13 protein-coding genes are annotated in these 12,744 nt (G+C 58.4%); 7 read left to right on the top strand and 6 right to left on the bottom strand.

Going from position 1 to position 12,744, the window contains the following annotated elements; translation table 11 throughout:
* Window positions 1-61 precede the first annotated feature (61 nt).
* Complete coding sequence (locus ACLM45_RS13785) at window positions 62-1,390, top strand: histidine phosphatase family protein (protein ID WP_415411440.1); 1,329 nt, start codon at window positions 62-64, stop codon at window positions 1,388-1,390.
* A gap of 6 nt (window positions 1,391-1,396) precedes the next feature.
* Window positions 1,397-2,677, top strand: coding sequence for a dihydroorotase (locus ACLM45_RS13780; RefSeq protein ID WP_415409841.1), 1,281 nt, complete (start codon window positions 1,397-1,399; stop codon window positions 2,675-2,677).
* Here the strand turns inward: ACLM45_RS13780 and lepB are convergent.
* Window positions 2,649-3,380 (bottom strand): signal peptidase I, encoded by a 732-nt coding sequence (gene lepB / locus ACLM45_RS13775; RefSeq protein WP_038004754.1) that lies wholly within the window; start codon window positions 3,378-3,380, stop codon window positions 2,649-2,651. The two genes, ACLM45_RS13780 and lepB, sit on opposite strands and share 29 nt — an antisense overlap.
* A gap of 78 nt (window positions 3,381-3,458) precedes the next feature.
* Here lepB and ACLM45_RS13770 point away from each other — a divergent pair, with 78 nt between their 5' ends.
* Window positions 3,459-4,964 carry a hypothetical protein gene (locus ACLM45_RS13770; protein ID WP_415409839.1) on the top strand — a complete coding sequence of 502 codons (1,506 nt, stop codon included), beginning with the start codon at window positions 3,459-3,461 and terminating at the stop codon, window positions 4,962-4,964.
* Here the strand turns inward: ACLM45_RS13770 and ACLM45_RS13765 are convergent.
* From ACLM45_RS13765 to ACLM45_RS13750, 4 genes are all read right to left on the bottom strand, one after another.
* Window positions 4,927-5,286, bottom strand: a complete 360-nt coding sequence (locus ACLM45_RS13765; RefSeq protein ID WP_006043596.1) for an arsenate reductase family protein — start codon at window positions 5,284-5,286, stop codon at window positions 4,927-4,929. The two genes, ACLM45_RS13770 and ACLM45_RS13765, sit on opposite strands and share 38 nt — an antisense overlap.
* A 7-nt stretch (window positions 5,287-5,293) precedes the next feature.
* Window positions 5,294-5,653, bottom strand: coding sequence for a 2Fe-2S iron-sulfur cluster-binding protein (locus ACLM45_RS13760; RefSeq protein ID WP_006043595.1), 360 nt, complete (start codon window positions 5,651-5,653; stop codon window positions 5,294-5,296).
* A gap of 93 nt (window positions 5,654-5,746) precedes the next feature.
* Window positions 5,747-6,259, bottom strand: a complete 513-nt coding sequence (locus ACLM45_RS13755) for an inorganic diphosphatase (RefSeq protein ID WP_006043594.1) — start codon at window positions 6,257-6,259, stop codon at window positions 5,747-5,749.
* Between the two features lie 291 nt (window positions 6,260-6,550).
* Window positions 6,551-7,015 carry a resolvase gene (locus ACLM45_RS13750; RefSeq protein WP_415409838.1) on the bottom strand — a complete coding sequence of 155 codons (465 nt, stop codon included), beginning with the start codon at window positions 7,013-7,015 and terminating at the stop codon, window positions 6,551-6,553.
* 146 nt (window positions 7,016-7,161) lie between these two features.
* Between ACLM45_RS13750 and ACLM45_RS13745 the strand changes: the two genes are divergently transcribed.
* The 4 genes from ACLM45_RS13745 to ACLM45_RS13730 all read left to right on the top strand — a co-directional run bounded on the left by ACLM45_RS13745 (window position 7,162) and on the right by ACLM45_RS13730 (window position 11,926).
* Window positions 7,162-8,958, top strand: coding sequence for a proline--tRNA ligase (locus tag ACLM45_RS13745; protein ID WP_415409836.1), 1,797 nt, complete (start codon window positions 7,162-7,164; stop codon window positions 8,956-8,958).
* Window positions 8,959-8,990: 32 nt separating this feature from the next.
* Complete coding sequence (gene psb27, locus ACLM45_RS13740; protein WP_415409834.1) at window positions 8,991-9,416, top strand: photosystem II protein Psb27; 426 nt, start codon at window positions 8,991-8,993, stop codon at window positions 9,414-9,416.
* A 112-nt stretch (window positions 9,417-9,528) separates the two neighbouring features.
* Entirely contained in the window at window positions 9,529-10,842 is a 1,314-nt protein-coding gene (locus tag ACLM45_RS13735) for an adenylosuccinate synthase (RefSeq protein ID WP_006043590.1), read from the top strand.
* Window positions 10,843-10,912: 70 nt separating this feature from the next.
* Window positions 10,913-11,926 carry an adenosine kinase gene (locus ACLM45_RS13730; protein WP_415409833.1) on the top strand — a complete coding sequence of 338 codons (1,014 nt, stop codon included), beginning with the start codon at window positions 10,913-10,915 and terminating at the stop codon, window positions 11,924-11,926.
* Here ACLM45_RS13730 and ACLM45_RS13725 read toward each other — a convergent pair.
* Window positions 11,923-12,732: a precorrin-6A/cobalt-precorrin-6A reductase gene (locus ACLM45_RS13725; protein ID WP_415409831.1), complete on the bottom strand. Its 810-nt coding sequence runs from the start codon at window positions 12,730-12,732 to the stop codon at window positions 11,923-11,925. The genes ACLM45_RS13730 and ACLM45_RS13725 overlap by 4 nt on opposite strands.
* Between the last annotated feature and the right edge of the window lie 12 nt (window positions 12,733-12,744).

Here is a 12,744-nt window from a genome sequence, read left to right as displayed (position 1 = left end):
GCGAGGCCAGAGCAAACAGGGGCTCACTCATACGATGGCGGCGCCCTGCACGCACGAAGCCGTGACCCTGCGTCTTCTCCTCGTTCGCCACGGACTCAGCAGCTTCAATGTGGAGCGCAGAATCCAGGGGCGGGATGACCTCTCTACGCTGACTGAAGCAGGCGAGGAGCAGGCACGCCGCACCGGCACGGCCCTCGCAGTCGTGCCGATCACGGCGGTGTACAGCTCTCCGCTGAAACGGGCTGCATCGACCACGGCAGGAGTTCTGGCAGCCCGGAACGATGCGCTTGAGCCTTGCTTCGATGACGGTCTTCTTGAAATCGATCTGGAACCCTGGAGCGGCCTCACGGCAGCCGAACGAGCCGAGCGTTTTCCAGAAGAGTACGCAGCCTGGAGGAGTGATCCTGAGCAGCTGGAGCTGACACGTCACGACGGCATCCGCTATCGACCGCTGCCTGAACTGATGCAACAGGCCAGCCAGTTTCTTGACGCACTGCTGGCCCGTCATCCTGTTGACGGCAACGAAACAGTGCTGCTGGTTGGGCACAACGCCATCCTGCGCTGCCTGATCACAACATTGCTGGGCAATCCTGCGGGAGGCTTCCGCCGATTGCGACTCGACAACGCCTCCTTGTCTGTCTTCAATCTCATCCCTCAGGGGAGTAACCACCAGGTACAGATCGAGTGCCTGAACAGCACGGCGCATCTCAATCCACCGCTCCCTCCCAAAGGAGCCGGTTCAAGGATGATTCTGGTTCGGCACGGGGAAACGAACTGGAACCGTGATGGGCGCTTTCAGGGGCAGATCGACATCCCCCTGAACAGCAATGGTCACGCCCAAGCCGAAGCAGCAAGGGCTTTTCTGGAAACCGTGTCGATTCAGCGTGCTTACAGCAGCGCGATGTCCAGGCCGCGACAGACAGCCGAAGGAATCCTGCGCTCCCATCCCGGAGTGCCGCTGACGGTCACCCGCGGACTGGTTGAGATCGGCCATGGACTCTGGGAAGGGAAGCTGGAATCAGAGATCAGGGCCGAATGGGCTGAACTTCTTGATGAATGGAAACGCACACCTGAAACGGTGCAGATGCCAGAAGGAGAGACCATCCAGGATGTATGGGAACGCTCGGTCCACAGCTGGAACACCATTGCGGAATCCCTGGATCGGTCTGAAACCGCTCTGGTGGTCGCTCACGATGCGGTCAACAAGACCATTCTCTGTTCACTCCTTGGCCTCAGTCCCAGTGACATCTGGGCTATCAAACAAGGCAATGGAGGCGTCACCGTGGTCGACATGCCCACGGAAACAGGGCAGCCTGCAGTTGTTGCTTGCCTGAACCTCACCTCCCATCTCGGAGGGGTTCTGGACAGAACAGCTGCTGGAGCACTCTGAACCCTGATGGATGCATCAATGCTGCTGGATCCTGTCCAGGTCCTGGTCGGACCGGGTCAGGCTGTAGAAAAGCAATCCGCTGTTCTGATCAAGAACCGGCGGCTTGAAGCCTTTGGGGACGAAGCCCGCCGAAAGGGCCGATCCGAAGCTCTGGAGCCGCAGGACGCCGGCCATCAGCTTCTGGCCCCCTGCCTGGTGGATTGTCACTCGGGACTTCCAGAACCGTTCCACGGCAGGGGAGAAACCCTGGGGAGCTTGGTGCGGACAGCTGGATCGGCCGGCTTCGGCCAGCTCGCCCTGCTTCCAAGAACTTTGCATGGTCAACGGGAACAGCCAGACCATCTGCAGGGATTCCAGCGGAGCGACTGTGATGTCAGCGTTCACCTTTGGGGAGGTTTCAGCAGGGGGAGCTCCGGAGTGGAGTTAACGGCCCATGGCGATCTGCTGGAAGCCGGAGCCGTCGGCCTCAGTGACGGCAGGTCCATGCCACCGATTGCCCTCCTCGATCGCGCACTAACGCTTGGAGAGATGAACGCAGCACCCCTGCTGATCCCACCGCTTGACTTAGCGCTACGGGGCGAGGGTCTCCTGCGGGAAGGAGTGAACGCCTTGAGGGCTGGATGGCCTTTGGACCCGGTGAGCAGTGAGACGTTGCCCCTCAGCCAGCTTGGGCAACTCCAGCAGTGTCACCCAGACCGCCGACTGGTGCTGATGGCACTCTCCACCGCTGACGCTGTAGAGCTGCTGCAACAGATGCCATTACGCCCGAAAGCCACCGTGAACTGGTGGCATGTAGTGGCTGATTCCTTTGAAAGCAGCGCCACCGCATCCACATGGTTTGTGGATCCATCCCTGGGATCACGGTCGGATCGCAAGGCTTTGATTAAAGGACTGGCAAAGAACCTGATTCAGGCCGTCGCCGTTCAGGCCACGCCACTGGACGACGAGGAATGCCTCCTGCCGCCCGATCAGCGCTCTCGCGGGATCTCTGGGCATCACTTAGTACTGCCGTCCCTCTGGCAGACCCTGGTCGTCGATGAAGGATGGACCCCTGAACAGCTTTGGCAGGTCATCAGCTTCGGTCCATCCACGCTGCTGGGAGTGAAGGAAGAGGTGCTGGCACTGGGCAGCAACCGCTGGCTGCTATTCGACCCTGAGCACCCATGGACGCCCTCACGTTCCGACCCCATGAGTCCTTGCTCAGCCAATCAGCCTCTCCTAGGCAACGAGCTGAAAGGCCAGGTGATGCATTGCGGACTCAGGATCCCAGAGAGCCGACTCTGTTGAGGGGCCAGAAACGCCAGAACGCCCGGCCAATGATCTGGTCCTCCGGCAGGAAAGGACCGCCTGGCCAATAACGACCATCCCAGCTGTTGCTGCGGTTATCCCCAAGTGCCAGCACATGCCCCTCGGGGACTGTGACATTGAGAGTTCGGCAAAGGCTCATGCCCTGGTCATCCAGGGGGCAGAACTTCGTGACGTAAGGCTCATCTAAAGCCTTGCCGTTGACGGAAACCTCTCCGCGAGGATTGACCACCACGCGGTCACCTCCAATAGCGACCACACGTTTGATGTAAGCGTCACAAGCGGGATGACCCAGCCCTGGAATCAATCCGACGAGTGGAAAACTCACCAGACCGCAGCGCAGTGGAGAGGGAGAGCCAGCTGCTTTGAGCGCAGGGTCGAATGCATGGGGCGAATTGAACACCACAATCTCACCGCGCTGCGGGCTCCTTCCGCTGTAAGTGAGTTTTTCCACCAAAAGCCTGTCCTGAATCTGCAGACCGGGGAGCATGGATCCTGAGGGAATGAAGCGGGCCTCAGCAACGAAGTGGCGGATGCCTAAGTAAAGAGCCAGGGTGAACAGGACAGGGCCCCAGAAATCCCAGAAGGGATGAGAACGGGACACGTTGGATTCAACCAACGCCTTCGACGCCTTCACGGACGAATTGGGACCCGATGACGATGAATCGTGCTGCTCGTTGGGCAACGGAAACCTATGGCCTTAAGCATCACAAGATAGGCGTGGAACGATGAGCTCCTAGCCTCATTTCATGAAGGAGGAGCCATGGTCAGACCCCGCTGGCAAGGCGTGCAGCCCAGCGCGGCCAAGCGCTTCTGGCTGGGCTGGGACAGGGTTGTCGCAACCATCGCTGCGATCAATCTGGCCTGGGTCATCTTTGATGTGACCTACGTTCCGCTCCGGAATTTCTGGCTCCAGCGAACCCTGTTTCCGCTGCCCTCGATCAACCTGGCGATTCCCCTCCCTTGGCTGCCAGACATCACGCCGGCGTACGACAGGGTCAAGGGAATCGAACCCCATCGGGACACGCAGGGATACATCAACCATTTCCGACGCCTGGAAACAACCGCGGCAACGAAAGGAATCGACAACCCAGAAGTTCAGCAGCTCCGCCTCGAGATGGTGGTTCGCAACAGCCAACTGATCGACGAAAATCCCTTCGTGAGTTCGGGGAAGGCGGGCACACTCGAGAAGCTCAAAAGCCGCCTCCGTTCCAGAGCAGGCATGGATTCGGCGAAACAGGCTGCTGCCCATCTCCTAGGAAACGACCACCTCTCAGAACAGAACTGGGAGGAGGAAAGGCGCTTCTGGAACAAGAGCATCCTCCCCTTGGCCGGCTCCAATTACTGGCGCGGAACCGATGAGAACGGACAGGCGATCGATCGCTCCTGGCAGATCGATACCCCCTTCCAGATCCTGTTCCTACTTGACATCCTCATCCGCAGCTTTCGCCTGAAGCGGCGTTACCCCGTCATCACATGGCGTGACGCGCTGCTGCGCCGCTGGATTGATCTACCGCTTTTGATTCCTTTCTGGAGGTTGCTACGCATCATTCCAGTCACCGAGCGTCTGTCCAGTGCCCGATTGCTTCAACTGGAGCCGCTGCGGGCTGTGATCAGCCGCGGCGTTGTGGCTGTTCTCGCTCTGGAACTGTTCGAAGTGATCACCTTGCGGATCCTTGACACCGCTCAGGATGTGGTGAAATCTCCCCGCCTACCTGAGAAGATCCGGCGACTGTGCACCCATCAGAGTGTGATCGACGAGGGGGAACCAGAGCTTGCCGAACTCCTCAGGCTCTGGCTCCCGCTCATTCTCATTCAGGTCGGTCCTGCCCTTCGCCCTCAACTGGTTGCCTTTATCGGCCATATATTGCGGCGCAATCTGGAGGAAACAGCGATTCCAGGAGCCCTGAGAACACTCCCAGGAGTCGACAATGCTGGACAGAAGCTGAGCCAGACGTTGTCTGCCGGTCTGGTCGACTCGCTTTTGAATCTGTCGCGCAATGCCGGAGATCGGCTCGGCCAGAAGGATCCAGTCCTTGAAAGTCTTGGGGTAGAAACAGCGGATCGATTCTGGGAAGAACTGGCTCACAAGCTGGAGACAGGGGCTGTGCTCGAACGCAGTCAGGAGCTCATCGCTGTCTTTCTTGAAGATCTCAAGAGGTCGAGCATGAGTCAGCTCCGCCTTCAGAAAGATGTTGATGAGCTGATTACGGAGCTCGATGGCTTGAATTTCAGTTCAGAAAGGCTTCCGCCCAAGCCTCAGGCTTGAAGCCAACCAGGAAGGAGTCATCAGCGCAACAAACGAAGGGTCGCTTGATCAACTTTCCATCAGCAGCCAGTGCGTCGATGGCTTCGTCGTCTGTCATGGCCTTAACAACAGCAGCGCCCAAAGCCCTGTAGCTCTGACCACTCGTGTTGAACAAAGGCTTCACCTGCCCGAACTGCTGAAGAGCATCCGTGAGGGTCTGCCGGTCAGGAGGCCTGACAGTGATGTCAATGACCTCGGCACTGATGTCGTGGGACTCAAGCCATGCCAGAGCTTTGCGGCACGTTGCACAACGGGAGTAGCTGTAAACCTTCAAATCCGCCATGGACCGATCAACGGCCTAGAAGGCTCTTCACAGCACCGAGAAGGCTGTTGGAACCTTTGCCGACACCATCGTCAGGACGGGTACGGATCGTGACGTCTCCGTTCACACTCGTGCGACAGCTGAGGCGATAGTTGGCTGGTCGATCAGAGAGATAGACCTCTTCAACATCGCTGCGGGGGGAAAGATTCTGGGAACCCTCCAGGACCTCCACGACGCAGGTGCCACATTGGCCAACGCCTCCGCAGTTATTGAGGTTATTCAGGCCTTTGTAGGGATTGATGCCTGAAGCAAGAGCCGCTTTGCGCAGATTGGCACCTTCGATACAACCGACCTGCTGGCCTTCCTGCTCAAAACGGATGGTGGGCACGGTCGTTCACAGGCTTGGCGCGAACCAACTTACAAGCAGCAGGGGACTTGGCGGGAGCCAACAGACAATTTTTGGTCGAACGTCACCTTCGACTCAGCGCTCAGCAGCCTCGATGCAAGCCTGAAGCAAGGGGGCCACAGCCTCCGAATCCCTCCAACCACCGATTTCAGTCACCCGCCCTTCCATATTTTTGTAGGTACGAAAAAACTCCGCAACATCCTCGAGCTGGCTGGGAGCGATCTGATGAATACTGTGGATTTTTCGTTGCCGGGGGTCCGCCACAGGCACACAGAGGATTTTCCCGTCGTAATGCCCCATGTCGTGCATATCGAGGACCCCGATGGGCCTGGCTTGGATTAGGCAGCCTGCGAACGTTGGCTCCTCCATGATCACCATGGCATCGAGGGGAGATCCATCGGCTGCAAGGGTGTTGGGAATAAATCCGTAATCGAAGGGGTAACGCACTGAAGAGTGGAGAACTCGATCGAGAGCCATCACTCCGCAAGCTTCGTAATACTCGTATTTATTGCGACTTCCCGCTGGAATCTCCACGAGGAGATTGACCAGTCCTGGAGAGGGAGATGGGGTAAGAGCCCTTAGGTCCATTGCTCTTCGTGACAGAGGAGGACTTTGATGATGGTCGGTCACTCAAAACCGCGACCATCGGAATGCTGAGCCCTGTTACGGCAAGCGTGAACCCCAGAAGAACAAGCAAAGGGAGGGAAACCAGCGGAGCAGATACTGGTGCGGTCTCGAAGACGGGCTCAGGGTCCATTAAGGGGAAAACAGGGGCATCCCAGGTTCAGCTCGCGGACTGAATCGAGAAACTGAACTCTCGACCGGGAATGGCAAGCTTATTAATGTCTTACCATTGCCATTCTGGCACTTTTCGGCTCTCTATGCAGCAGGCCGCTCCTGACGGTCACGACGAGACGCCAAATCCGATGGAGCCGCAGGAATACCGTCCAACTGAGTCCTAATAAGACGCAATTCCTCAAGAATTGCAGCGAGAACCTGCTGGGTCGCCGTTGACGGTGAATTTAAAACCTCAACGGTGACTTCCTTAATCCTGAGCACGTCCTTAGCGAAACGGGCCACTTCGTTGGGGTGAAACAACAAAGGATCTTTCTGATCGCTCCGATACTCAGGATTTAGCTTTCTAGGATTAAAAGGAGGATTGAGATTGCGAGGATCTGTATTTGTATAACGGTAAACAGAAGCCCGCGAACGATTCAGAGACTTTTGCACATCATCGATCCCCACTAAAGAATCAGACTGTGAAAGCACAGAGCCAATTTCTTCATTTAGCCCCACTGAATCGGCCGCGGAAGACACCGAACCATCAAGCGGGCGAGGAAACATGAGACAGCACTGGGACGGCTTGGAATTCGCAGACCTTAGCAGCTGAGACTCGTGATGCCAGCAACGATCACAGCCAAAAGGACACTTCTCAGATCGACCTTTTTATCAGCGGTGATAACTTTCTGGGGTTGTTTTGTTTGGATGTCATGCGCGTCTCCCGCCTGATGCTGGTGACGCTGAGGGACGTCCCTGCTGACGCAGAAATCCCCTCACATCAACTGCTGGTTCGCGGTGGGTATATCCGACGGATTGGCGCTGGCATCTATGCGTACCTGCCGATGATGTGGAGGGTTCTTCGCAAGATCAACGCGATTGTTCGCGATGAGCTGAATAGCCTTGGAGCGCTCGAGACCCTGCTACCCCAGCTACAACCCGCAGACCTCTGGGAGAGGAGCGGCCGCTGGCCGGGCTACACAGCAGGTGAAGGGATCATGTTTCACCTTGAGGATCGCCAAAACCGCCAGCTCGGGCTCGGTCCCACCCATGAAGAAGTGATCACCGAACTGGCCGGAGACCTGCTGCGCTCCTATCGACAACTGCCGGTCACGCTCTATCAGATCCAAACCAAATTCAGAGATGAGATTCGTCCTCGCTTCGGCTTAATGCGCGGGAGAGAATTCATCATGAAAGATGCCTACTCCTTCCACGCCAACCAGGACGACCTCGAAGGCACCTATCAGGCGATGGCTGCGGCCTATGCGCGAATTTTCAAGAGGTGTGGCCTTGAGGCTGTCGCCGTAGACGCCGACAGCGGGGCGATCGGCGGTGCAGCCTCGCAGGAATACATGGTGACCGCCGAAGCTGGCGAGGATTTGATTCTCACCAGCAGCGATGGCCTGTACGCGGCGAATCAGGAGAAAGCAACGTCGTTGCCCCCCATAGCCCAAACGCTCGAGGCCGGTTCAGAGCGAATGATCGACACACCTGATCAAACCTCAATCGAACAGCTGTGTGCAGCCAATGGTTTGGACCCCACCCAGACCGTAAAAGTGCTCGTACTGCTCGCCCGCCTCGACGACGGAAGGGAGCAACCGATTCTGGTCAGCCTGCGGGGCGATCAGGTTCTCAATGATGTGAAGCTGGCGAATGCGGTGAGTCGATCGCTTGATGCCACGGTTCTTGAAATCAGTCCCATCTCCGAACAGCAGCTTCGCCAGCAGGGGCTATCAGAGCTTCCTTTTGGATCCATTGGCCCCGATCTCAGCGACACCGCACTACGAGGAAGCCGCACTTGGCAGACCCATTTCCTGCGACTGGCCGATGCAACGGCACTCGATTTGTCGCGATTCGTCTGTGGAGCCAGCAGCAGAGATCAACACGTTTGGGGCCGCACATGGGACGCGATACCGACGCAGATCAGAGCTGACCTGAGGACAGCCCACCCAGGCGAACAGTGTGTGCACGATCCTTCCCAGACCCTTTCCGCATGCCGAGGAATTGAAGTGGGTCATATCTTCCAGCTCGGACGAAAATATTCGGAAGCACTCGATGCTCGATTCACCAACAGTGCGGGACAGCAGGAAGCACTGCTAATGGGCTGCTACGGCATCGGCATCTCCAGGCTTGCCCAGGCTGCTGTGGAACAGCACCACGACGATGCCGGTATCTGCTGGCCTGTGGGTATCGCCCCGTTCCAGGTGATCGTGGTCATCGCCAAGATGAAGGATTCCAACCAGGTCGCCCTGGGAGAAGGGCTTTATCAGTCGTTTTTAGACGCCGGCATCGATGCCTTGCTGGACGATCGCGATGAAAGGGCAGGCGTGAAATTCAAGGATGCGGACCTCATTGGCATCCCCTGGAGAATTGTGGTGGGAAGGGATGCTGGAGATGGGGAGGTTGAGGTGGTGGAGAGATCTGCATGCAAATCCACAACGATGGACCATCAAGAGGCCTATCGACAGGTGAAGGAGTCCATCCTCAACACCCTGCGACCAGAGATCTGACCCCCATTAAAGTTCCGCAAATCCTCCACGCCATGCACGCCGCGCTGACCCGTCTAGGCCGACAGCTGACAAGCCTCACCCTGTCGCTCTGCCTTGGACTCACTCTTCTGCTCACCGCCTGTGGTGACAACACAACCTCGCTGCTTTCCGGGGATTACGTCGAAGACACCGTGGCTGTGGTCCACATGCTTCAGAACACACTTGCCCTGCCTTCCGACTCGGAGGGTCTGCAGGACTCCGAGCATGAAGCCCACGATCTCATCAATGACTACATGTCCCGGTACCGTCCACGGCCTCAGGTGAACGGATTGAGCTCATTCACAACCATGCAGACGGCGCTCAATTCTCTGCAGGGTCACTACAACACGTACACCAATCGTCCAGTGCCGGATGCTCTCAAAACTCGCGTTGAGAAAGAGCTCAGCAAGGCGGAAAAGGCGGCTCTTCGCGGAACATGACACAACGACCACCTTGTCGCTGTCACATAGTTCTAAGCATCTTTGACCTTAGGCACGCAAGTCTGAGATAATCACGGATTGTGCAGAACCGCGGCTTCGGGCCGCCGAGTCTTTGGCCAACGTTGTCGTCATCGGTGCTCAGTGGGGTGACGAGGGAAAAGGAAAGATCACCGACCTTCTGAGTCGTTCCGCAGATGTGGTGGTGCGCTATCAGGGAGGCGTCAACGCCGGTCATACCATCGTTGTTGATGATCAGGTGCTGAAGCTTCACCTGATTCCCTCAGGAATTCTCTACCCAGACACGATCTGTCTGATCGGATCAGGCACCGTTGTGGATCCGCGGGTGATGCTCGGCGAGTTGGACATGCTCATCAAAAATGGCATTGACATCTCTGGCCTGCAGCTGGCGTCAACGGCCCACGTCACGATGCCGTACCACCGTCTTCTCGATCAGGCGATGGAACGGCAGCGGGGCGACCGCAGAATTGGAACCACCGGAAGGGGCATCGGTCCGACCTACGCCGATAAGTCCCAAAGAAGCGGAATCCGGGTCATTGATCTGCTCGATGAACAACGGCTGAGAGATCGCCTCGAGGGACCGCTTCAAGAGAAGAATCAGCTCCTTCAATCCATCTATGGAATGGATCCTCTCAACGACGAGGAAGTCATCGCCGAGTATCTCGAGTACGGCCAGCGCTTAGCCCCCCATGTTGTGGACTGCTCCCGGGCCATCCACGGAGCTGCCCGCAATAGGAAAAACATTCTTTTCGAGGGTGCTCAGGGAACACTCCTCGACCTCGACCACGGCACCTACCCCTACGTGACCTCGTCCAATCCGGTGTCCGGTGGTGCCTGCATCGGCGCAGGCGTTGGCCCCACACTGATCGACCGCGTAATCGGCGTGGCAAAGGCTTACACAACTCGCGTGGGAGAAGGTCCCTTCCCGACTGAACTCGACGGAAGCCTCAACGATCACCTCTGTGACCGAGGTGGTGAATTCGGCACCACCACGGGTCGCCGTCGCCGCTGTGGCTGGTTTGATGGCGTCATCGGACGTTACGCCGTGGAGGTCAACGGTCTCGACTGCCTTGCCGTCACCAAGCTGGATGTGCTCGATGAGATCGATGCCCTCCAGGTCTGCGTGGCTTACGAACTCGATGGCGAGCGCATCGACCACTTCCCGAGTTGTTCCGAGGCATTCGCCCGCTGCAAGCCGATCTACGAAACACTGCCAGGCTGGCAATGTTCCACCGCAGACTGCCGCCGCCTGGAGGATCTGCCTGAGAAAGCAATGGCCTATCTGCGCTTCCTCGCCGACCTGATGGAGGTTCCCATCGCCATCGTGTCCCTCGGTGCCAGCCGCGATCAGACCATCGTGGTGGAGGATCCGATCCACGGACCGAAACGGGCACTGCTGAGCGCCTGATCAACCAGGGAGTGCGGCAACGAGGGTGCCACGAACAGCGAGACTGCCCCAATTCACGCGTTCTGCCCCCATGAGCACATCACGATTCGCCAACTCCACCACCACGTTTGACGTGGTGGGGATCGGCAACGCCATCGTTGATGTGCTCGTGCAGACCGATGACGCATTTCTCGAGCAGCAAGGCCTTCAAAAAGGCGGCATGGCCCTGATTGATGAGCAGCAGGCAGAAGCGCTCTACCGATCCAGTGGTCCAGGATTGGAGACCTCCGGTGGCTCGGTGGCCAACACGATGGTGGGCATCGCCCAACTCGGCGGCCAAGTCGGATTCATCGGACGGGTGCGGGATGACCAGCTCGGATCGATCTTCAGCCACGACATCCGCGCCGTGGGTGCACGTTTTGACACACCAGCGGCTACCAGCGGATCCACCACCGCCCGCTGCCTGATCTACGTCACCCCGGATGCCGAACGCACCATGTGCACGTATCTGGGTGCATCCACGCAGCTCGAACCAGATGACCTGGATCTGTCGATGGTGAAGCAAACAAAAGTGCTTTATCTGGAGGGGTACCTCTGGGACAGTCCTGCAGCGAAGCGAGCCTTCATCGCTGCAGCTGAAGCCTGCAAGGGCGAGGGCGGCCAGGTCGCACTCTCCCTGTCGGACGGCTTCTGCGTCGACCGGCACCGCGACAGCTTCCTTGAACTGGTGAACGGGCATGTGGATGTGCTGTTCGCCAATGAGAGTGAAATCACATCGCTCTACAGCACGGATGATTTCGAGTCCGCACTCGCGCAAGTGAAAGGTTGTTGCAGTGTGGCCGCACTGACCCGCAGCGAGCGGGGATCAGTGGTGCTCAGTGGAAGCCAGCGCTGGGACATTCCTTCTTATGCACTGGGAGATCTGATCGACACCACAGGCGCCGGCGACCTCTATGCCGGGGGCTTTCTGCACGGGTACACCCAGGGACTTGCCTTGGAGACCTGCGGACGGATCGGCTCCATCTGCGCTGGACAGGTCGTGACGCAGCTCGGGCCGCGTTCCCAGGTGTCATTCAAGGACTTAGTCGCCCAGCACCTGAGCTAAACCGACAAACCATCCAGACAAGCGAGGAGCTCTTGCGGGCTCTGAACGATAGGGACAGTCTCTGGGGGGGAAGGACGCTTCAACTTCCACAGATGAAATCCGACGGACTCGGCAAGAGCGCTCCAGAGCGCATCGGCCGCACCTCCTGACTGCCTGCAGAGCACATCGGTGATGGCCCAGCGGCGGCAGACAGCGGCCTCAACGGCCCCTGGACGAATTCCACTCAGCGGTCGCAAGACCGCCAAATCCTCTCCGGAGAGACCCGCGGCCCCTGCAAGCCTGATCGCGGCAGGTGTCGGCAACACCCGAGCTTTCACGATCGCACCGGCAGCCCGGCCGGCCTGCGTGGCCGCCGCCAGATGCCTAGCGCCCAAAGCCAGTAGCAACCTGCGACCCTGCAGGGGCTGATGGGAGAGCGCGTGCACCTCGCTGAGCAAGGACGCCCGGTCTCCCGTCCATCCCGGGCGTTCAAAACGAACCAGCGGTAAAGCATGGGCGATGCACATCTGATGCAGCTGAGCGCTGATCGTGAGCGCGAAGGGATGGGTGGCATCCACCACCGCATCAACAGCGTGGGTCAAACAATGGGAGCCGAGATCCTCAGCTGAGCGAAACGAACCCACATGCAGATCTCTGATGTCTGCCAATCGATACGCCTCAGCCGCCGATTCCGTGACGACGCTGACGCTGACGCCCCGACCGGCATGACCGAGGGCCGCGACCAGCGCAGGGCCCTCGCCGGTGCCAGCGAAAACAAGAACGTGGCTCTGGCGATTCGTTCGTCGGTGCATCAGGATGGCGCTCACCGCATCGATCGA

Origin of the sequence: Synechococcus sp. A10-1-5-9 (assembly GCF_047716785.1) — a bacterium.
Classification (GTDB): Bacteria; Cyanobacteriota; Cyanobacteriia; order PCC-6307; family Cyanobiaceae; genus Synechococcus_C.
The sequence above is the reverse complement of the archived record's forward strand: the minus strand, read 5'-3'. Positions and strand labels throughout refer to the sequence as shown.

Coding starts and splice junctions, on each gene's coding strand:
- ACLM45_RS13770 (WP_415409839.1), top strand. CDS start 3,459: ATGGTCAGACCCCGCTGGCAAGGCGTGCAGCCCAGCGCGGCCAAGCGC.
- ACLM45_RS13745 (WP_415409836.1), top strand. CDS start 7,162: ATGCGCGTCTCCCGCCTGATGCTGGTGACGCTGAGGGACGTCCCTGCT.
- ACLM45_RS13780 (WP_415409841.1), top strand. CDS start 1,397: ATGGATGCATCAATGCTGCTGGATCCTGTCCAGGTCCTGGTCGGACCG.
- psb27 (WP_415409834.1), top strand. CDS start 8,991: ATGCACGCCGCGCTGACCCGTCTAGGCCGACAGCTGACAAGCCTCACC.
- ACLM45_RS13765 (WP_006043596.1), bottom strand. CDS start 5,286: ATGGCGGATTTGAAGGTTTACAGCTACTCCCGTTGTGCAACGTGCCGC.
- ACLM45_RS13750 (WP_415409838.1), bottom strand. CDS start 7,015: ATGTTTCCTCGCCCGCTTGATGGTTCGGTGTCTTCCGCGGCCGATTCA.
- ACLM45_RS13730 (WP_415409833.1), top strand. CDS start 10,913: ATGAGCACATCACGATTCGCCAACTCCACCACCACGTTTGACGTGGTG.
- ACLM45_RS13755 (WP_006043594.1), bottom strand. CDS start 6,259: ATGGACCTAAGGGCTCTTACCCCATCTCCCTCTCCAGGACTGGTCAAT.